Here is a 19,090-nt window from a genome sequence, read left to right as displayed (position 1 = left end):
ATCCTCTTTGTTTTAAAACGTACAATTTCTCCCCCCTAAAAGCTCTTTATTGTATAGTAACTCATAAGAAGTAGAAAGTAGCTCATAAACCAATAGTGTATGAATAAGATAGAAAGTGATAAATTAGATATCTTTAGGGGGTATTTTGATGAATCGGTTTGTACGTTATTGGTGTCAACTTATGATAGAGAATGATGCGAACTTTGTTCATACAAAAAAATTGTCCCTAGCAAATAAGCTAGTCATTACAGCTTTAATGAGCGCTTTGGCCACCATGTTTCAAGCAGCAGGTAACTTAATTCCTGGTATAGGGTTATTCATTAGCCCATTTGCGACATTACCAATTTTTTTGGCTATTTGCTACTCTATTCGTGAGGGAGTACTTTCTTATCTTCTTACTATTCTCCTATTATTTATTATTGAGCCAAGTGAACTAATTGTTTTCCCCTTTACTACAGGTTTATTAGGTATAGCCTTAGGACTTTCCTTTATACAATTCAAGAGGAGAATTTGGGTTGTTTCCTTTTCTTCGATTTGTCTACTTATAGGAATTATGATTGTTCTAGATATTTTCCGTTTTCCAGTACTTGGTCCTACTATTCATACAACTATGGATATAAAAATTATTTTATCAATATTTATACTGAGCTTTCTATACTGCTGGATCTATGCAGGGCTTTGTAGAATATTGATGAATAGAGTATATAGAGTATGGTTTTAACACTTGTATAGAATGGAGACTTAAAACATGTATAACGTTGCAATTAGGAGACCAAATTCGGATGATTTAGAGGAACTACACTTATTTTTCCGTATAGTTATTACGAATACATATAAAGACGAAGGATTATCACAACTATTGGATGACATAGAAAATGAAATTAACATGAAAAAGCAATATTTGAAAACAGATTTTGATAGTAATGGAGAAAAACGTTTCTTTTTATTAGCAATTGATACAAATAACGATAAAATCATTGGAACAATTGAAGTTGGTCCAGCAAGTACGTTGATTAATAGTTGTACAGGCGGTGTACTTAAGGATTTGTATGAAATAGGAACTGTTTTTATACTGCCAGAGTATCAAAGAAAGGGTATCGGAAGTTTGCTACTAAACACAATGTTTCTTACGTTACTTAGCAGAGGAATAACAGAATTCTGTTTAGATAGTGGATACAAAAAAGCACAAAGTATATGGACGAAGAAGTTTGGAGAGCCTAGTTATGTACTGAAAGATTATTGGGGAGAATCAAGTGATCATATGATTTGGAAGAAGAGTTTACATGATACACCTATAATATTTGAATTATAAAATGAATTATGCCTCTGAGCGTAGCTTTTCTTACATATGTATGCTATTATTTATCTTTATAATAAAAGAGGACGTGAATGAACTTGATTAAAATTAATATTCCTGAAGCTGATGTTTCAATTACTGAACGTAAACAAGTTATTAAAGGAGACGAGCCAATAATCACTCCAATTAATGGTTTTATCGATTTCCATTTGTTTCCTAGAGATAAAGGCGGCATTTTTATGTTTTACAATATTAATGACGAACTACTTTTCGTAGGTAAAGCTCGTAAAATTAGACAACGTATTAAGAAGCATTTCGAAGACAATGTTTCACCAATTAAAAATCACCGTGATGAAGTATACCGCATTGATGCATGTATCGTAGAAGATCCAACAGAAAGAGAAATTTACGAAACATATATCATTAATGAATACAAAGCAAAATATAACGTTGATAAAGTATTCTATAAATAAGTAATAAAAAAACAATCCTAGCACATATACTGGGATTGTTTTTTTATTATAGATTTAGTCCTCATATTTTTTTCCTTTTTTTAAATGATTAGCAACAATAAAACAGCATACTCCTATACATATAAGTACAATTCCAATTATTTTATGTTTTCCTTCAAAGAAAGGAATATTAGAAATAACATTTGTCATACATAGCCCTACAAACACAAGGATAGGTCCTACCCACAATAATACATTGCCGAATTTCGTATGTTGCCACATAGTAAGCCTCCTCACCCCTTTTTACATATATATCCATAAATTAAGAGTAAATTCATAGAGAAATACAGTTTTTTTCATATCGAAAATTTAACCTTCATATATTGGTACAAGCAAACAAGAAAGGGGACCATCATGAATTGGTTAGAAGCTTTTATATTAGGGATCATACAAGGTTTAACAGAGTTTTTACCGATAAGTAGTACAGGTCATCTTTATTTAGGAAGGCATTTGTTTCAATTAGATGAAGCAGGATTGTTTTTAGATACGATGCTACACATTGGGACTTTACTTGCAGTGTTTATTTATTACAAAAAAGAATTTATATATTTAATCAAAAATCCATTTTCAAAACTAATGCTACTCCTTATTGTCGGAACAATACCCGCAGTTGTAATCGGATTGTTGTTTAAAGATTTTTTTGAGGATATTTCAAAAACAGGTATTACGATTGGTTGGGAGTTTTTAGTGACAGGATTCTTTCTCTACATGGCAGATAAACAAAAGAATGGTCGTAAAAAAATGGACGACATTACATATAAAGACGCATTTATCATCGGTTCATTTCAAGCGGCTGCTATTTTTCCGGCAATTTCTCGTTCTGGTATGACAATCGTCGCTGCATTATGGAGGAAGTTAGACCGCGAAACTGCTGCTTACTTTTCTTTTTTATTATCAACGCCAGCCATTGTCGGAGCTATCATTTTGCAATTTGCAGATGTTTTTCAAGGGAAAGCAGAATCTATTTCTAGTACATCTTTAATTGTCGGAACGTTATCAGCTGCGTTTTTCGGTTACATAGCTGTTTCATGGATGATTCAATATTTAAAACGTCACTCCTTAAAAGTATTCGCGTATTACGTATGGGGATTAGGCATTTTAATTTTAACATTGCAATTTACTCATGTGTTTTAAGTATAATGATAAAGAAGCTAATTAGTTTAAGATCCTGTTTCATTCATACAAGGCAGGATCTCTTTTTATTAAGGGGGAAAACATGTTTAATAAGGCTATCGTTATTGGCGGAAGTATGGCAGGAAAACTCGCAGCAAAAGCATTATCAACTTCTTTTAAAGAAGTAATCATTATAGAAGCTGGTGAAAGATGGGATGGAAAGTCTTCGAGAAAAAGAGTTCCACAAAGTAATCATCCTCACGTGTTATTAAAAGGTGGAGAAAACGCAATTGAAAAATTGTTTCCTACTATTACGAATGAATTAATAGAAGCAGGTAGTATCGTAAATAACTTTACTCGTGATTTAAAATGGCATCAATTTGGTTTATGGAAACAGCCATTCATAGGGGAAGTACATATGATTCAACAAAGTAGATTTTTGCTTGAATGGCATATTCAAAAACGAATACATCAAATTCCAAATATTACCAGTAAATTTGGAACACTGGTTGAAGGATTATTAGTAGATGAAAAGGTTAACAAAGTATGTGGAGTAAAAGCTAAATGTTTAGAGACAGGCATGCAAGAAGAAATGCAAGCAGATATTGTTGTTGATGCAAGTGGATTTAGTTCAAAAAGCATAGCGTGGTTACGTGAATACAATATCGAAGTGCAAGAAGAGAAAGTGCGTATTGATTTATTTTATGCAACGAGAATGTTTAAACTTAAAGAAAATGAGGAATTAGACTGTTGTAATATGCTAATGTCTCCAAGTTTTCCTGACAATCCGTATGGCGTTCTTATTCAAACGATTGAAGATAATCGTTATTTTGTTACTTTCAGCGGATATGCAAATGAGAAAGCACCACAAACAGATGAGGAATTTTATAAGTTTGCTGAAAATCTATCAATTTCTAATGTTACGGATTTCCTAAATAAAGCGGAGGCAATTTCAGAGATCAAAACGTATAAAATTCCTTATCAAGTACGTCGGAGATTTGATCTCACTACAAATATGCCAGAAGGATTATTAGTCGTTGGAGATGCACATTGTCGTTTTGATCCTGTTTTCGGGCAAGGTGTTTCAGTTGCAGCTATGGAAGCTCACCAATTGCAGTTACTTTTACAAAGGAGACAAAAGCTCGATTATGCATTTACACAGCAGTTTTATAAAGAGACCGCTCATATCATACAAACTCCTTGGGAAATGACAACAACGGAAATATCACGTCATCCACAGCTAAAAAGAGAATTAACGATAAAACAAAAATTTCAGCTATGGTATACGAAACAAATATATCAACTATCTGCAACTGATTCTGGTGTTTATATTCGATTAGTAAAAGTGATGAATTTAATTCGCAGTCCATTTCACCTGTTTCATCCGAAAGTGCTACTTGCTGTGTTACTGAAACGAAAGAAATAGCAGGGAAATAGTTGATTAAAAAAGAATATATAACAGTTAGTAGATATAGAAGGGGTAATCGAGATGAAAATATACATAGAACAATTAAAGAAACACGATGCTAAAGATTTATTTACGTTTGAATTTACGAATAAGTCTTTTTTTGAAACAATGGTACCTAATCGCGGCTCGCAATATTTTGATTTTGAATATTTCCAAAAACTACTAGATAATTTGTTAATAGAACAGGCGGATGGAGAATCTTATTTTTATTTAATTCGTAACGAAGAAAATGAAATTGTAGGAAGAATAAATTTAGTAGATATAGATTCGGAAACTCGAATCAGTTCGTTAGGTTATCGGGTCGGAGAAAAGTTTACTAAAAAAGGAGTTGCAACTGCAGCCGTAAAATTAATTTTAGACGTAGCAAACAATAATGAAATTAATGAGGTTCATGCTAAAACAACTTCTAATAATCTTGCATCACAAATTGTACTAGAAAAAAGCGGATTTTCTTATTATCAAAACGAAGCAGATACAACATCTGTACAATTAAATGGGGAACAGGTGAATTTTGTACATTATATTTGGAGAAATACTTCGCGCTTATAAGAAGGGGGACTTATTCATGAATGATTTACGTTATCCAATTGGGCAATTTACATACAAACGTCCTATAACTGAAGAAATGATAGATACATGGATTCAAGAAATTGAAGATTTACCTAATGAACTAACGAAGGCTATCAAAGATTTAGATCAGAAGCAGTTAGACACACCGTACCGTGTTGGTGGATGGACAGTTCGTCAAGTAGTCCATCACGTTGTTGACAGCCACATGAATAGCTACATACGTTTTAAATTAGCGCTAACAGAAAAGAATCCAACGATTAAACCATATAAAGAAGAGAAGTGGGCAGAATTACCTGATTCTAAATTACCAGTAGATGTTTCACTAGTAATGTTAGAGTCATTACATAAAAGATGGGTTAACCTTTTGTATTCTTTAGAACTTGAAGATTTAGAAAAGACATTTAACCATCCAGAGACTGGAGAAACAAAACTTGCTGTTGCAATTGGACTATATGCATGGCACGGACGTCATCATACAGCTCATATAACTTCATTAAGAAAGCGACTAAGTTGGTAAGATGGAGATTACATTAGAGAAGGCAACAGAAAGTGATGCAGCAGTTTTATTTCAAATGCAAATAGACTCATTTAGCTCTTTATTAAATAAATATAAAGACTACGAAACAAACCCAGCAAATGAATCTATTGAAAAAACTATTTTTAGAATAAATAATCCCAGCAGTAATTTTTATAAGATGATATTAGATTCGAGACTTGTTGGAGCGATATGTATATCCCAAAAAGAACTACCTTATAAATTTTGGATTAGTCCAATGTTTATTCATCCAATCTATCAAGGGAAAAGAATTGCTCAGAAGGTACTTATTTTAATCGAAGAAATGTTTCCAGAAGCACGAAGTTTTGAACTTGCTACGATTTTAGAAGAAGAAAGAAATTGTTTTCTATACGAGAAAATGGGGTATAAAAGAACAGAAGTAATAAAGAAATTAAATGATAAAACTACACTTATTTATTACAAAAAAGAAAGGTAAAGCGTTTAAAATAAGCTTTACCTTTTTATGTTATTTTAGATTAAATATACAGAATTAATGTATATCCTTCCAAAATAATCGGGTTAGTAATTTCAAAAATGAATAAACATACAAAAAACCAACTATTTCGTCGTATATGTTACCAATGCTTTTTGAATGCTTAAAACACTATCGTCACCTTTAAATTCTTTCGTAATTGGCGTGCTCAAACTAGATACCCAAATTTTAAGTTCAGCATCTAAATCAAAATGCCCAGCTGTTTCAATGCTGAATTGTGTAATACTTTTATAAGGGATAGAATGATACTCAGTTTTTTTACCTGATATTCCTTGTTTATCTACTAAAATAAGACGACGATTTGTAAATACGATTAAATCACGAATTAATTTATAAGCATGTTCAACTTTCTCATCGTCTAACATAATCTTCTCTAGATCACGTTCTACACTTTCTGTACTCGTATTTGATGCATTTCCTAAAATACCGCTAAATAAACCCATAGGAAATTCCTCCTCCATTATTTGTGGAATGTGTTACTTATATTGTACCATGCTATTTACTAAGAAATTATGATATTACTTTAGTAGTTTCTGGTTATTATTGCAATTCATTTATATAACCTCATCTTAATATCTTATGCTAATATGTAAGTAAGAAAAAAGAAGCAGAGGGATATAGCATGAAAAATATCGGTTTAGTATTAGAAGGCGGAGGAATGAAAGGTTTATATACTGCAGGCGTACTCGAATATTTTATGGAAAAGAACTTATTCTTCCCTTATGTAGTTGGCGTATCCGCTGGAGCTTGTATGGGAGCAACTTATTTATCACGTCAAAAAGGGAGAAATAAAAAAGTAAATACAGAGCTAGTAGCAGATCAGCGTTATATATCTTATCGAAATTTGATTCGAAAACGTGAATTATTCGGAATGGATTTTTTGTTTGATGAAGTACCTAATAAAATTGTACCATTTGATTTTCAAACTTTCTTAAACTCAAATGAACAGTTTGTTATAGGAACGACTGACTGCGAATCAGGACAAGCTATTTATTATAATAAAGCAGAACATGGAAATGATATTTTAAAAATCATTCGTGCATCTAGCTCAGTACCTTTTATAGCACCTGCTGTAGAATATGATAATCGAAAATTGCTAGATGGAGGAATTATAGATCCTATACCGGTTTTAAAAGCTCAAACTGATGGTTATGAAAAGAACGTTGTAATTATGACAAAACCAGAAGGATATGAGAAGCAGCGAAATAAATTTTCTGGACTAGCTAAAATTTTATATAGGAAATATCCGAATATCGCAGAATCTTTAGTAGAACATTATCGTTTTTATAATGAGACGATATCTTATATGCATCAAATAAAACAAAAAGACAACTTTTATATTATTCAGCCTAGCGTACAACTTCCAATAAGCGGAATAGAAAGAAGTAAAGAAAAGCTCGTTAATTTATATAATCTTGGCTATACAGATGCTCAATATCATTATGAAAAATTATTAAGTTGGATAGAGAAATAAAGGGGTGGAAAGTTGAAGTTAGGAAAAAGGGTTATTTTTAATGAATTGCAGAAAATGCCTAGTCTGCTGTATAAACCGTTTCCGAATTGTGACATTCGAAAAATACGCAAAGATTTTAATAATATGTTTACGGAAGATGATTGTATAAGCGCTAATTTAAATTATTATTGGATGCATACAGCAGGTACTTTAAGTTATGTGCTTAATAATAATGAACAGGAGATTGTTTTTAATCAAATAAAGTGGCTAAGGATATCGTTTTTCGAGTGGTTTCCGCAATATCGTTTTCTAGAAACAGAAATTGTTAAGTATCCCATTTTGTATAGAGATTTCATGAATTATGAAAAGACCCGAAAGCTATTACTTTATTACCTTACTGATTAAAAACGTACAAGTTATGCTACTTGTACGTTTTTTGTTCATAAAATATACAATATTAACAACTTGTCCATGTAGGTATTTTAACGAGAAAAAAGAAGTACATATAGAGAATACGTGAGGGAGGAGATAGAAGTTTGTTAGCCGTTTTCCTTTCAATTTATGTCCAACTCAAATATTTCGAGTAAAATTCGCTTCTAAATGGTATTATCAAATATCAAGAAAACTAATTTAGAAACGAAGAAGGGACAGGTTTAATATGGAAAACGTATCAAATGTAGATAAAGTAGAATCAATTAAATCTTTACAGTCAACAATCCGTAAACTTGAAAATGCACTATCCCAGATGACTCAAAAAGGCTCAAACACTACTTTAGTGAAAAAAAGACTCAAAGCAGCTAGTATCGGCTTAGCTATGTTAGAAAGTATTTGGAATGAAGAAACCCATCATTACACGCAAGAGGATTTAGCAGACGCTCGAAATGTTCTAATTGGTTTGTTGCCATCAATTGAAAAGATTTATGTTAAGTCAAAGCTTGGGAGTCCTCAAAGAACACTGTTAGAAAGAAGAATAAAATCATTGGAACTTTCTATTCAAGCAATTGATCATCTTTCTAATAAATAATTTCTCTAAACACATAACTTACGACTACTTTTATATAGGGATTCTAATGAAAAAACTACATATAGAATACTACAAAGGAGGAAGAGAGGTGACTACAATAATCAGTCCTAAGTTAGAGAAGCTTAAAAACCACTTAAAGAATGAAAATGAAAAAGCTCTTTATACTTTTTTGCATGAAATCAAGTCAAATCATACACCACTTATAGAACAATGTCCTATAGATAATCAGTATAAGCTTATAACGTATATATGGTTAGGGGACCGAGAAACTGAAAACGTTTATGTATTCGGTAGTTTTCCTGGTTGGGATCTGTCTGTAAATCAATTACAACGATTGTTACAGACAGATATTTGGTATGTTACGTTTAGGACGAATAAGAGTTTTATTTCAACTTATTATTTTACAGTAAATGATTTTTTTGAAAATGATTGGATAAAGCGTAGTGAAAAGTATCGATTAGACCAATTTAATAAAAATACATTTGGAGAAGGTACCAATAAAGCGTCTTTGTTAAAAATAGGTATGGGCGTGCGGTATAACAGTCGTTTTCCTTCAAATCATTATCCATCTGGGAGAATTGAAACATATTCTTTTCATAGTTCAATTTTAAATAACACACGTAAAATTCATATTTATACGCCTCATGATTATTCTCACACTTCACATCTTCAAGAACTTCTCATTGTATTTGATGGGAATTCATTCATTAATGATCTTTCAATCACAAAAACACTTAATTATTTAATTTACGAAAAAGAAATCCCATCTTGTATTGCTGTTGCTATAGATCCTGTCGATCGATTAGAAGAGCTAACTTATAACGATAAAATGAATTCATTTTTAACAAAGGAATTATTTCCATGGATTCAAACTAAATATCGTGTGTATCAAAAAGCAAAACATACAACAATTGCTGGTTTCAGCCTTGGTGGCTTAGCAGCTTTTTATGCAGCACTTCAAAATCCACATATTTTTGGAAATGTGTTGTCAATATCTGGATCCGTACATTGGAAAAAGGATGATTATGAAAATACAATTCCTTGGATTGAAAATCAAATTTCATCAATAGATTCTAATACGACTCATCTATATTCTTACATAGCAGTAGGTGAACTTGAAAACGAACCTCTTTTAACGGCTAATAGACGGCTATATAAAGCTTTAGAAGAAAAGAAATACCAAACCACTTATGAAGAGTTTCAAGGCGGACATGATAGCGTGTGGTGGCGAGAAAAGCTATTAGATGGATTAAGGGCATTGGAATTTACAAAAACGACACTAAAAAATAAAAAGGAGAGAGAATCTATGAATCAAGAAGAGCTAGATAAAAAACTAAAAAAGCAAGAGATTTTAGTAAAGGATGAGAAAGTTTGGTCCTATACGTATGAGGATCATATTAGTTCTATCGTTAAAGAGGCAGAAAAGAAAGGGTCTTTCGATCATTTACCTGGTAAAGGGAAACCTCTTAATCTTGATAAAGATCTTTCGTACAATCCTGAAAAGCAATTGTATAGAACGTTAAAGAATAATCATGTGTTACCTAGGTGGATTGAGCTTTCAAAGGAAATTGATAATTTAAAAGAGAGACTAAAAGAACATACAAATACAGCAGAAGCAGCGGATTTAATTCGAACTATTAATAAAAAGGTTTTAGAACATAATCTACTTTGTCCACCAAGTGCGCAAAAAACGAGGGTGAAAACGGACTTTTAACAATTTTTAATGAAGCTATCTCTTGCTATATAATTAAGTAAGGCATTTTCAATTTATTATGAAAGGGAGGTAATTGTGATGAAAAATACGTATCAACTTCAAATTCCGAAAGAACTCGAGCAGTATCGTAGTATTTTAGAAGAAAGTGTAAAACCGTATGTTAAAGTGTCTGGAACATTAGCAGAGACAACATTTTTTGAGAGTAAGTTTGGTGGTTATCCGTATTTACCTATAGATCAAGAGCATCCTACAGATTCAAACGGACAACCTATGATGTTACTTGCGCAGTTAAACTTTGAAGAAATTCCGCATGTTGAATATATGCCTCAAAAGGGAATGTTACAGTTTTTTGTAAGTGCTGATGATGAGCTTTATGGAGCAGATTTTGATCATCCAGCAATCCAAAAAGACTTTCGAATTATTTATCATTCTACAATTATAGAAGATTTAAATAAGGTAATTACTGATTTTAGTTATTTAAACACTTTAGAATTAGAAAACTTTATCATACCTGAAGCAGCGAAATTACAATTTGAATTAGATTATCAACCCATAACATCTAGAGATTATCGATTTGAAAAGATGTTTAGTGAGGATATTGATTGGGAAGAAATTGTTGATGAAGAAAATAATACAGAATTAGGCGAACTGTATGATGATTTATGTAAAGATTTCGGACATAAAATTGGTGGTTATCCATTTTTCACACAGACAGATCCAAGAGAATGGGAAGAAAAATACCAACAACATGATATATTATTACTGCAAATCGATACAGACGATTCATTAAATATTATGTGGGGAGATTCTGGTGTTGCAAATTTCTTTATAAAAAAAGACGATTTGTTAAATCTAAATTTTTCCAATGTTATTTACAACTGGGATTGCTACTAAAAAGATATAAATGAAATACTAGCAAGCTAAAAAATCTTCCTGAAGGTGAGGGAGATTTTTTTATGTTAAAAATAAACGTTATGTTAACTAGAGAGTAAAATAATAGGAATAATAAAAGTCAAGCGCAAATAACAGAAATAACAAGAAATAATGTAAAGTTGTAAAACGTGTGTAAATAGCAATAAATTTATAAAGTAAAACATAAAATAAAATTATTAATTTATATTTTATAAAAAAGATTTTTCCGCATAAAAATTTCTTGCTGATCAAAAATATTTTTGATTGGTTAAATCTTAATCAATTATCGATTAAGATTTGCTGTGATGAATTTATAACTAAAAAAAGATAAAAAACTGTATAAATGCGTTTAAATAAGATTTTATGTGAATCTCACTAAAAATCTCTATTTCGTCTCATTAAGTATAGTTTACTTGGATTTTGATACCTGATATTGCTTTGTTTCTATAACTGCCTATAATATATATTATGTTAACTTACTAAAAATAATAAACTTATTAAATATTAGTCGACGGTGTTATGCCCCCTTTTTCCACCGAATTAGTAATGTGTGATTGATTGTGTAGTAATTCGCTTTATCCGCTATATAAATTGAATTTTAAATAATAAAAAATACAATTCGTTTAATGTGTTCATTTTAAACGAATTGTATTGATATGATTGCGAATACGTTTTTAAAATTAGTTTGCTACAGCAATTGCTTCGATTTCAATTAATAAGTTGTCGTTAATTAACTTTCTAACTTCTACAGCTGAACTTGCTGGTGGATTATTAGTGTCAATGTATTGATCTCGTATATCTCTAACAGTGGCCATTTGAGAAATATCTGTTAAGAAAAATGTTAATTTTATTACATCATTAAATTGTAATTCTAAAGTATCTAATGCACTTTTAATGTTTTCGAATACTTGTCGCGTTTGTATAGCTATATCACCAACACCAACTATTTGACCATCGGTATTGATTGCTACTTGTCCAGATATGTAAATTGTTCGTTTAGCGTTACTAACTTCCACTATATGTGAGTATCCAAAAGTTGGGGGCATCGTTTCTGGATTGATAAATTTCTTTTGCATGGCTCTTCTCCTCTATGAATATCTTATTTTCTTTATATTAGATTTTAACTTCAGATTATCCCTTATTTACTAATAATTATTTATCCATTCAGCTGCTACATTTGTAAAAGTATATTAGCACTTTAATTTACAGTTATTAATGGATTATGTACGTTTGATTTTTTTGTGTGCTTGTTATAATTACACCTTGTTTTATTAATTCTTCAGTTACTTTTGTATAGAAAAAGTGATACCACCAGATAAAAAACTCTTCATAATTAATTTCTTTTGAGTATCTGCTGCTGGCAAAGTATTGTTTTAAAGGTTTATCGTTTTCTTTAAACAATAAGGCTAAATCTTTACTGATTATGTTTGCAATTTCGTTAAGTATAAATAAGTCTGTTGATTTAAATACAGGGATAACAGGTTGTGAATTTTGATATAAGCCTAATTTTTCGTAAACTACGTTTAAATGTAAGTCTTTTTGTCTATCTGCTGCTACGAAACCTTTTACTAATTGCTTTTTCTTATAATTAATATCAGTATTAGTGTTTTGAAAATATTCTTCAAATATTTCGTTGTTTGCCGTTATTAAATTTAATGTTGAATATCGAGAATTTCCATAAAGACCAATTTGAACTTCTCCTAAATCTAAATACGTGTTACCATACATCCCGAAAGCCTCTATATCTGTTAGTTCTTGTTCTTGAATCGCATAATAATATCGTTTCTTATTTCTTAAAGGTCGTTTCTTTTTTAAATAGTTTTCTTCAATGTGATTTATTTGTCCAAAATCTAATAACACACCACTATACAATAAAAGACTATAAGATTCTTTAGATAAATGATTAAACGTGTCGATTCTTTTTGAAATATCTTCAATATGACTTGAATGGTTTTCAATGATCTTAAGTGTTGGTTTAATTAGAGGTTCACAAAGGTTATAAAGCTTTTCTCCTTCACAAGCTGTTATAACCATACACGTTGGATAGTACCTCCCTCCTGTTTGTTTCAATAGCCCCTCTGCTTCTAATAAATTAACGCGCTTTTCAAATTCATCATTCGTCCAATTCAACATCATTTTTATAGCATTTGACTCAAAACCAAAATGAACCAATACAAGTAAATATTGAAGTTTCGTTCCTTGTATTTTTATAGATGGCGAATTATCTCCAGATGAAATCATTTTAACTTCATAAGATGTTTGTAATATATTCTCTGGACTATTATTAGTGGGCATTTCATATTCCCTCCCTTACTAGTAAATTCATTGTAAAATCTATGTATTTACTAAGTTCTATAAACGAAAATAAGTATCCTCTAATAATCTCAAATTAAAAACCTTAGCATAAATATACTAAGGTTTCTTGCATTTTTATAATGAATGAATTCTTTCATAGTCTTTTTTAAATTGATTATCATTTTTTAACCAACGTTTAAAAGTTGATTCGCTTATTAGTTGTATTGATTTTCTCCCAGATAAAATAACGCGATAATGTTTGTTTTGATTTAGTATATCGGCTCGTAAATTGCGATTTTGAAGAATTTGATGTAAAGAATTCATAAAGCTATATGATCCTCGTACAAAGCTTACTGTATAAGTTTCATAATTGACGTAACCATCCCCATCAAAATACCCTCGCACAAAATGATGTAAATATTCTTCTAGTACAAAAGGAAATTCAATGTTAAAAGATTTACATGGATTAATTCCGTGTATGTTCATAAGGTCGTCTTTTATTGTTTTGCTATTAATGTTTAGCATATATACGCCTGTCTTTTTGTTTTGGTAAAGTGGCTGGTTTGTTTTTAGTTCTTTTTTTATGTCTTCTAAAATATAACTTTCTTTTTGTGATATACTGACGCATTGATTTTCTTTTGGTATAACACCGTCAGCTGCTATAAACCCTAAAATATAAGCCATATTATTTGACCACGTTTTAAAATAATCTTCTGTTATGTCATACTTTCTCTTCCAGCTCCCTATAGCGCGCCTTGGCACGTTGCTGTCTGATAGAACCATACGAATATACCTTGCAGATACGTTAGCAAGCATGGCGACTTCTGAGGTACCCTTCCCTTCCGCATACAGATGAATGATTTCAGGTTTTGATAGTTTACATTTTGATTTCTTTTTTCTCTCTATTTGCACTTACATCCTCTCCTTCCCTTTAATAATTAGAGACATATTTTCTTCTATAACATATAACGAAACGTATGTTCTTTGTTGCTTATAAGAAGAACTTTACTAAATTAAAACAATTTACATTTACTTCATATTCCTTTTATCAGCTGCTGTAGGATTTACATTTTATATACACAAATAATGAATTTGACAAATTTATGAAATGTACTGTATTTAAGGTGAAAGGTAAAATGATTTCGTTTAAACTACAGATAGCTACAATAACAACATACGTATAGTGTTAAACGTAAAAAGGAGAACGAATGAAAAAGAAATTTATAAATCAAATTCATACTGATGTAAGTTTTAAACCGAAAGATATTATAGGTTTAATGACTGATTACTTAAAAATGAAGACAAAGCTACGTCCTATAAAGAATTTACCGATCGTTTTATCAAATAAAGATAATGAATCTTTAGAGAGTGTGACATGGTTTGGCCATTCTGCTTCTCTTTTAAAAATAGAAGGTAAAAAATTGTTATTAGACCCGATGTTTGGAGATGCCTCTTCCCCGTTTCCTCTGTTTAATAGTAAACGTTATAGCGGTACGTTTTCTTTAGAACGTGAAGACCTTCAAGAAATTGATGCGATTATCATTTCTCATAATCACTATGATCATTTAAATTATAAAAGTATTATGCAATTAAAAGATCGTGCAAAACATTTCTATGTTCCGACTGGAGTTGCACAATATCTTATTAAATGGGGTGTTTCACCTAATAAAATTAGTGAACATAATTGGTGGGATGAAATTACGTTTGATAATATTAAGTTAGTATGTGCTCCTGCAAGGCATTTCTCTGGACGAAGTATGACAGATAGAGATTGTTCATTATGGTGTTCATGGCTTATTCTTGGTCAAGAGACTAAAATTTTCTTTAGTGGTGATAGCGGTTATGCCCCTCACTTTAAGGAAATTGGTGATAAATATGGTCCATTCAATCTTACATTGATGGAATGCGGACAATATGATCCGAGGTGGTCTGCAATTCATATGTTGCCTGAAGAAACTGTACAAGCTCATATTGATGTACAAGGAGAATTACTTCTTCCGATTCATTGGGGTGCTTTTACATTAGCATTACACGAATGGAGTGACCCGGTAGAGCGTGTTACGAAAGAAGCTAACCGTTTAGGAGTTAAAATTACAACACCTCAAATTGGCGAATCTATTACGTTAAAATCTACAAACTATCCTTCAACAGCTTGGTGGAGAGAAATTTAATTATAAATAGAAAAAGAGCGAACTCTCTTATAAGGAATTCGCTCTTTTTCTGTTTTTAAACTTATCTCACTATATTTGATTTCCCGCTATCTAAAATTCTATTTGCTGGTACACTGGACATTTCAATCACTGTATTCATACTCTTATCAGTTAGTTCAACGAGTTCGTTTTCGTGATTGATTTTTTGTAAATCCCACACCATTCCATTGAACTCGTTATGCTGTCCACTTACCTTTACAATACTTTTCGTTTTATTTGTAGGTTGTATTTGAAGGTTTGTAAATAGGTTACCACTAATTTCATTTGGCGTTGTTACATTACTATCCATATAAATCATATATACACAATCTTCAAGAGAGAAATTCATAAAACGGTTGGCATTTATCCATGCATGTCCAGATTGTGGTTTCTTTGCTACTAATTTCACCCCAGTTTCCATTCCTACAACTTTTATATTTTCAAAATTAATAAATGAAATTTCATTTTCCTTCCCACCAGAATACAAAGAAATGCCGGTACCTTTATTCGTTTCTGTCCAATTGATAATATTTATATCTTTTATTTGTGTTTTGTGCCAAGTGTTATAATACTTATTTTTCCCGTCTAAATATATAACTTCAGAATTAAATGTAGGATCATCTATAGCTATATAAGCTCCTTCAATAGTAGCGTTTTTTTCTAATTCTAGAACTCTAAAATTACCTTCCACAACAAATTGTGTTCCATAACCAAATAATAACTTTACACCCTGTTTCACTACGATTGGTGACGTGATTTTATACTTCTTATCATCAAGCAATACTGTTTTAATTTTACTAGATTCTGCTTTATTAATAGCAGATTGTATTTTGTTTGAATCATTTTTACCTTTAAAGTCTTCTACATACACCTTATCATTTTTAGCTAAACCATCTTTTTTGTTGTATTGATAAAACGCAAAAATAATTAGGACTACAGCTATGAGTAAAATAATTATTTTCTTCATCACACTCATCCTCATATAAATTTTCTTCTTAGCTACTCTTCGAATAATCTATGGCTTTTATATTTAGGTGATAATTATTTTGCTGTGTATGATAGATTACAATTCTTACTTTTTATAATTGAATTATATTATCTATAGAGTTGTCCTGCTTAGCTGATTCCTTCCTCCGTTTTTAATAAGCTCTTACTGGAGATATAAGATGGATTGCTGCAGATTGTGTCCCTGCTTCAATTAATATCGGTCTCATAGAACCGCTGAAACTTAAAGTAACCGTTTCTTCTTTTATTGCCCTTAAAGCATCCAACATAAATCGTCCATCGAAAGATATATTGAATTGTTTTTCACCTTGAATTGCATCTATCTGTTGTGTCTCAGATATTTTTCCGATCTGAGAAGCATTTGAAGAAACTTTAATTGTAGATTCATTTACAATTTCTAAGTTAACATTGTTATTTGCCCATTCACTTGCTAATAAGCTTGATCGATCTACCCCTTGTAACATTCTTTGTCTATCTATGTTAATGACTGTTTGAAATTCATTTGGAATTAAACTAGATATATTAGGATATTTCCCTTCAATTAATCTTGAATATAATGTAGTTGTGCCGAATGTAAAAATAATGTGGCTTTCTGATAGATAAATAGAAACGAATTCTAAATTGCTGTTCATTAATTTTAAAAGTTCATTAATGGTTGCACTTGGTACAATACAATTCGCTTTCACATTAGTAGAAATTAATGTTTCACGTATAGCTAGTCTATGAGAGTCAGTTGCAGCGCATATTAATTTGTTGTGGTCTAACTCGATATGTACTCCGGTAAGAACGGGTCTAGATTCATTTTTTGCTACTGCAAAGACTGTTTGTTTAAACGCATCAATTAATTGTTTTGTTTCTATTTGTATTTCTGCATGATCGTCTATTTGTGGTATGTTAGGAAATTCATCCGCTGGAAAGCCATTTAAGTTTAATGTGATTTCTTCTGATTGTATGGTAATTGTTTGCTCATTCTTACTTTTTATTACTATATCGCTTGGCATTTTCTTTATAATTTCAATGAAGTATTTTGCAGGTACAACAATTGTTCCTGCTTTTAAGATAGTCGTAATTTGTTCGTCATCCATGGAACTAGGGATGAATTTTTCGATGAAAATATTTGAATTACTTGCGATTAAAGTAATTCCAGATTGATCTGCAGTTATTTTTATACCGGATAGTATAGGAATTACAGCTTTCGTAGATATTGCTTTACTTACTTCTGAAAGTGCTTGAGTAAACTGTTTATGATTGACGATAAACTCCATTTTTTCCCCGCCTTACATGAAATGATATTTTTATGAAGATTGATGAATGATTGTTCCGTTAAAAAAGTAAGGTACTGTTTCTTTCCTTTGTAATATATTTAATAAGTGTTCTGGTATACGTAAATGCGGTGCTGCTCTATGTAATTCCATCCAAGTAATCTCTTCGATTTCTTTTGGTCTTGATATATATGTCTCTCCGCCAATTATTTCACCTAAAAAATTAAAGAATATTGCATGGTGTCCTCTCTCATCGAAAAAAGCTTCGCTAATGTAACAAATACCGTTTACAGTTATATGTAGCCCGGTTTCTTCTTTCACTTCTCGAATGACTGCCTCCTCTAACGTTTCTCCTAATTTAACTGCACCACCTGGTAGCGTGTAATAAGAACCATTCTTCCCTTTGTTTTTTACCATTAAGATCTTTTCATCCGTTTTATCGTATAAAAGTGCATATGTAACATTTACTTTTTTCATCTAAGTCCACCTTCAATAACGAGAATTTTCTGTCTTTGTTACATTCTACCATTTAATTGTTTTAAAATATAAAAAAGTTAATAGAGTATTTCATTTATCTGCCTTTAGTAAAGGTAATAATCGACACCCCTTCATTTCTAAATAAAAAAGAACGTATTTTGAAATTGATTATTCAACGTATGCTCTTTATGGTTTAATTGATTCATTTTGAGATTCTATATATTTTCTAACCTTTTTTCCAAATAGTATCGATTATGACCTTTAGGGTGATCTTCACTTACTCCAATTACTTTATATCCATGCTTCTTATAAAAATCAGGTGCCTGAAAGCTAAAAGTATCTAAATTGATTAGCCTACACTCTTTTTCAATTGCAAATTCTTCAATAAGTTTTATTAACTTGGTTCCATAACCTTCGTGTCTATATTCTTCAGAAACCCACAAGAAATCAACATGTACGTGGTGCCAAAATGTAATTGCAGTTATTCCGCCAACTATTTCTTCATTTTCATTTTTCACTATAAAACTAATTTTTTCTGAAGGCTTTTTCTCTTCATCTGAAATATGTTTTTGATTATATTCAATTACTTTTTCTCTTATGTAATCACTATCTTCTTGGACCCATTGTTTTACTATTTTCATTTTAAATATCACGCTCCTTTTAAAGTATCTATTCAATTTAATAATCGTAATATCCTGTCTAACTTAATAGACGTAGAGAGCACTATTTCATTTCACTAATATAAAGAAA

The 19,090-nt window shown here is 31.0% G+C and carries 22 protein-coding genes and 1 pseudogene; 14 read left to right on the top strand and 9 right to left on the bottom strand.

Going from position 1 to position 19,090, the window contains the following annotated elements; genetic code table 11:
• Window positions 1-148: 148 nt before the first annotated feature.
• From AC2CGR_RS08570 to AC2CGR_RS08560, 3 genes are all read left to right on the top strand, one after another.
• The gene (locus AC2CGR_RS08570) at window positions 149-721 is read left to right on the top strand and encodes a hypothetical protein (RefSeq protein ID WP_484480745.1); all 573 of its coding nucleotides are present in this window, start codon (window positions 149-151) and stop codon (window positions 719-721) included.
• 27 nt (window positions 722-748) lie between these two features.
• Complete coding sequence (locus AC2CGR_RS08565) at window positions 749-1,312, top strand: GNAT family N-acetyltransferase (protein ID WP_087963995.1); 564 nt, start codon at window positions 749-751, stop codon at window positions 1,310-1,312.
• 77 nt (window positions 1,313-1,389) lie between these two features.
• Window positions 1,390-1,770, top strand: a complete 381-nt coding sequence (locus AC2CGR_RS08560) for a nucleotide excision repair endonuclease (protein ID WP_001048941.1) — start codon at window positions 1,390-1,392, stop codon at window positions 1,768-1,770.
• A 54-nt stretch (window positions 1,771-1,824) separates the two neighbouring features.
• Here AC2CGR_RS08560 and AC2CGR_RS08555 read toward each other — a convergent pair whose 3' ends face one another.
• Window positions 1,825-2,031, bottom strand: a complete 207-nt coding sequence (locus tag AC2CGR_RS08555) for a hypothetical protein (RefSeq protein WP_131102329.1) — start codon at window positions 2,029-2,031, stop codon at window positions 1,825-1,827.
• Between the two features lie 132 nt (window positions 2,032-2,163).
• Between AC2CGR_RS08555 and AC2CGR_RS08550 the strand changes: the two genes are divergently transcribed.
• The 5 genes and pseudogenes from AC2CGR_RS08550 to AC2CGR_RS08530 all read left to right on the top strand — a co-directional run.
• Window positions 2,164-2,943, top strand: coding sequence for an undecaprenyl-diphosphate phosphatase (locus AC2CGR_RS08550; RefSeq protein WP_088033764.1), 780 nt, complete (start codon window positions 2,164-2,166; stop codon window positions 2,941-2,943).
• Between the two features lie 82 nt (window positions 2,944-3,025).
• Entirely contained in the window at window positions 3,026-4,348 is a 1,323-nt protein-coding gene (locus AC2CGR_RS08545) for an NAD(P)-binding protein (protein ID WP_270185116.1), read from the top strand.
• 63 nt (window positions 4,349-4,411) lie between these two features.
• Window positions 4,412-4,939 carry a GNAT family N-acetyltransferase gene (locus AC2CGR_RS08540; RefSeq protein WP_087963999.1) on the top strand — a complete coding sequence of 176 codons (528 nt, stop codon included), beginning with the start codon at window positions 4,412-4,414 and terminating at the stop codon, window positions 4,937-4,939.
• 16 nt (window positions 4,940-4,955) lie between these two features.
• Window positions 4,956-5,477, top strand: a complete 522-nt coding sequence (locus tag AC2CGR_RS08535; protein WP_087964000.1) for a YfiT family bacillithiol transferase — start codon at window positions 4,956-4,958, stop codon at window positions 5,475-5,477.
• A gap of 1 nt (window position 5,478) precedes the next feature.
• A pseudogene (locus AC2CGR_RS08530) lies at window positions 5,479-5,952 on the top strand (GNAT family N-acetyltransferase); the annotation flags it as partial.
• 122 nt (window positions 5,953-6,074) lie between these two features.
• On the opposite strand, the gene AC2CGR_RS08525 reads toward AC2CGR_RS08530, so the two are convergent.
• Window positions 6,075-6,452 carry a PH domain-containing protein gene (locus AC2CGR_RS08525; RefSeq protein WP_000522480.1) on the bottom strand — a complete coding sequence of 126 codons (378 nt, stop codon included), beginning with the start codon at window positions 6,450-6,452 and terminating at the stop codon, window positions 6,075-6,077.
• A gap of 179 nt (window positions 6,453-6,631) precedes the next feature.
• Between AC2CGR_RS08525 and AC2CGR_RS08520 the strand changes: the two genes are divergently transcribed.
• The 5 genes from AC2CGR_RS08520 to AC2CGR_RS08500 all read left to right on the top strand — a co-directional run bounded on the left by AC2CGR_RS08520 (window position 6,632) and on the right by AC2CGR_RS08500 (window position 11,094).
• A complete protein-coding gene (locus tag AC2CGR_RS08520; RefSeq protein ID WP_087964002.1) occupies window positions 6,632-7,483 on the top strand; it encodes a patatin-like phospholipase family protein in 852 nt (283 codons plus the stop codon).
• A gap of 12 nt (window positions 7,484-7,495) precedes the next feature.
• Window positions 7,496-7,867, top strand: a complete 372-nt coding sequence (locus AC2CGR_RS08515) for a YxiJ-like family protein (protein WP_087964003.1) — start codon at window positions 7,496-7,498, stop codon at window positions 7,865-7,867.
• Between the two features lie 253 nt (window positions 7,868-8,120).
• Window positions 8,121-8,486: a hypothetical protein gene (locus AC2CGR_RS08510; protein ID WP_087964004.1), complete on the top strand. Its 366-nt coding sequence runs from the start codon at window positions 8,121-8,123 to the stop codon at window positions 8,484-8,486.
• 88 nt (window positions 8,487-8,574) lie between these two features.
• On the top strand, window positions 8,575-10,200 hold the full coding sequence (locus tag AC2CGR_RS08505) for a DnaJ family domain-containing protein (RefSeq protein ID WP_484480744.1): 1,626 nt from the start codon (window positions 8,575-8,577) through the stop codon (window positions 10,198-10,200).
• 78 nt (window positions 10,201-10,278) lie between these two features.
• Window positions 10,279-11,094 carry a YwqG family protein gene (locus tag AC2CGR_RS08500; RefSeq protein WP_484480743.1) on the top strand — a complete coding sequence of 272 codons (816 nt, stop codon included), beginning with the start codon at window positions 10,279-10,281 and terminating at the stop codon, window positions 11,092-11,094.
• Between the two features lie 698 nt (window positions 11,095-11,792).
• Here the strand turns inward: AC2CGR_RS08500 and AC2CGR_RS08495 are convergent.
• From AC2CGR_RS08495 to AC2CGR_RS08485, 3 genes are all read right to left on the bottom strand, one after another.
• Complete coding sequence (locus AC2CGR_RS08495; protein ID WP_270185120.1) at window positions 11,793-12,188, bottom strand: RidA family protein; 396 nt, start codon at window positions 12,186-12,188, stop codon at window positions 11,793-11,795.
• 136 nt (window positions 12,189-12,324) lie between these two features.
• Window positions 12,325-13,407, bottom strand: coding sequence for a hypothetical protein (locus AC2CGR_RS08490; protein ID WP_484480742.1), 1,083 nt, complete (start codon window positions 13,405-13,407; stop codon window positions 12,325-12,327).
• A 135-nt stretch (window positions 13,408-13,542) separates the two neighbouring features.
• A complete protein-coding gene (locus AC2CGR_RS08485) occupies window positions 13,543-14,319 on the bottom strand; it encodes an LAGLIDADG family homing endonuclease (protein ID WP_484480741.1) in 777 nt (258 codons plus the stop codon).
• 296 nt (window positions 14,320-14,615) lie between these two features.
• On the opposite strand from AC2CGR_RS08485, the gene AC2CGR_RS08480 reads away from it, so the two are divergent.
• Window positions 14,616-15,578, top strand: coding sequence for an MBL fold metallo-hydrolase (locus AC2CGR_RS08480; protein WP_484480740.1), 963 nt, complete (start codon window positions 14,616-14,618; stop codon window positions 15,576-15,578).
• Window positions 15,579-15,639: 61 nt separating this feature from the next.
• On the opposite strand, the gene AC2CGR_RS08475 is transcribed toward AC2CGR_RS08480, so the two are convergent.
• The 4 genes from AC2CGR_RS08475 to AC2CGR_RS08460 all read right to left on the bottom strand — a co-directional run bounded on the left by AC2CGR_RS08475 (window position 15,640) and on the right by AC2CGR_RS08460 (window position 18,981).
• Window positions 15,640-16,578 carry a hypothetical protein gene (locus AC2CGR_RS08475; RefSeq protein WP_484480739.1) on the bottom strand — a complete coding sequence of 313 codons (939 nt, stop codon included), beginning with the start codon at window positions 16,576-16,578 and terminating at the stop codon, window positions 15,640-15,642.
• A gap of 157 nt (window positions 16,579-16,735) precedes the next feature.
• Complete coding sequence (dnaN, locus tag AC2CGR_RS08470) at window positions 16,736-17,866, bottom strand: DNA polymerase III subunit beta (RefSeq protein WP_087964012.1); 1,131 nt, start codon at window positions 17,864-17,866, stop codon at window positions 16,736-16,738.
• A gap of 30 nt (window positions 17,867-17,896) precedes the next feature.
• Window positions 17,897-18,340 carry an NUDIX hydrolase gene (locus AC2CGR_RS08465; protein WP_087964013.1) on the bottom strand — a complete coding sequence of 148 codons (444 nt, stop codon included), beginning with the start codon at window positions 18,338-18,340 and terminating at the stop codon, window positions 17,897-17,899.
• 215 nt (window positions 18,341-18,555) lie between these two features.
• Window positions 18,556-18,981, bottom strand: coding sequence for a GNAT family N-acetyltransferase (locus AC2CGR_RS08460; RefSeq protein ID WP_087964014.1), 426 nt, complete (start codon window positions 18,979-18,981; stop codon window positions 18,556-18,558).
• Window positions 18,982-19,090 lie beyond the last annotated feature (109 nt).

Source organism: Bacillus sp. LSHTCR4 (genome assembly GCF_057197025.1).
This window is presented reverse-complemented; position numbering and strand designations above follow the sequence as displayed.

Excerpts from the sequence above, each read along its gene's own strand:
- AC2CGR_RS08510 (WP_087964004.1), top strand. The coding sequence starts at position 8,121 with ATGGAAAACGTATCAAATGTAGATAAAGTAGAATCAATTAAATCTTTA.
- AC2CGR_RS08565 (WP_087963995.1), top strand. The coding sequence starts at position 749 with ATGTATAACGTTGCAATTAGGAGACCAAATTCGGATGATTTAGAGGAA.
- AC2CGR_RS08500 (WP_484480743.1), top strand. The coding sequence starts at position 10,279 with ATGAAAAATACGTATCAACTTCAAATTCCGAAAGAACTCGAGCAGTAT.
- AC2CGR_RS08570 (WP_484480745.1), top strand. The coding sequence starts at position 149 with ATGAATCGGTTTGTACGTTATTGGTGTCAACTTATGATAGAGAATGAT.
- AC2CGR_RS08495 (WP_270185120.1), bottom strand. The coding sequence starts at position 12,188 with ATGCAAAAGAAATTTATCAATCCAGAAACGATGCCCCCAACTTTTGGA.
- AC2CGR_RS08545 (WP_270185116.1), top strand. The coding sequence starts at position 3,026 with ATGTTTAATAAGGCTATCGTTATTGGCGGAAGTATGGCAGGAAAACTC.
- AC2CGR_RS08555 (WP_131102329.1), bottom strand. The coding sequence starts at position 2,031 with ATGTGGCAACATACGAAATTCGGCAATGTATTATTGTGGGTAGGACCT.
- AC2CGR_RS08540 (WP_087963999.1), top strand. The coding sequence starts at position 4,412 with ATGAAAATATACATAGAACAATTAAAGAAACACGATGCTAAAGATTTA.
- AC2CGR_RS08560 (WP_001048941.1), top strand. The coding sequence starts at position 1,390 with ATGAACTTGATTAAAATTAATATTCCTGAAGCTGATGTTTCAATTACT.
- AC2CGR_RS08535 (WP_087964000.1), top strand. The coding sequence starts at position 4,956 with ATGAATGATTTACGTTATCCAATTGGGCAATTTACATACAAACGTCCT.
- AC2CGR_RS08475 (WP_484480739.1), bottom strand. The coding sequence starts at position 16,578 with ATGAGGATGAGTGTGATGAAGAAAATAATTATTTTACTCATAGCTGTA.
- AC2CGR_RS08480 (WP_484480740.1), top strand. The coding sequence starts at position 14,616 with ATGAAAAAGAAATTTATAAATCAAATTCATACTGATGTAAGTTTTAAA.
- AC2CGR_RS08490 (WP_484480742.1), bottom strand. The coding sequence starts at position 13,407 with ATGCCCACTAATAATAGTCCAGAGAATATATTACAAACATCTTATGAA.
- AC2CGR_RS08520 (WP_087964002.1), top strand. The coding sequence starts at position 6,632 with ATGAAAAATATCGGTTTAGTATTAGAAGGCGGAGGAATGAAAGGTTTA.
- AC2CGR_RS08525 (WP_000522480.1), bottom strand. The coding sequence starts at position 6,452 with ATGGGTTTATTTAGCGGTATTTTAGGAAATGCATCAAATACGAGTACA.
- AC2CGR_RS08460 (WP_087964014.1), bottom strand. The coding sequence starts at position 18,981 with ATGAAAATAGTAAAACAATGGGTCCAAGAAGATAGTGATTACATAAGA.
- dnaN (WP_087964012.1), bottom strand. The coding sequence starts at position 17,866 with ATGGAGTTTATCGTCAATCATAAACAGTTTACTCAAGCACTTTCAGAA.
- AC2CGR_RS08465 (WP_087964013.1), bottom strand. The coding sequence starts at position 18,340 with ATGAAAAAAGTAAATGTTACATATGCACTTTTATACGATAAAACGGAT.
- AC2CGR_RS08550 (WP_088033764.1), top strand. The coding sequence starts at position 2,164 with ATGAATTGGTTAGAAGCTTTTATATTAGGGATCATACAAGGTTTAACA.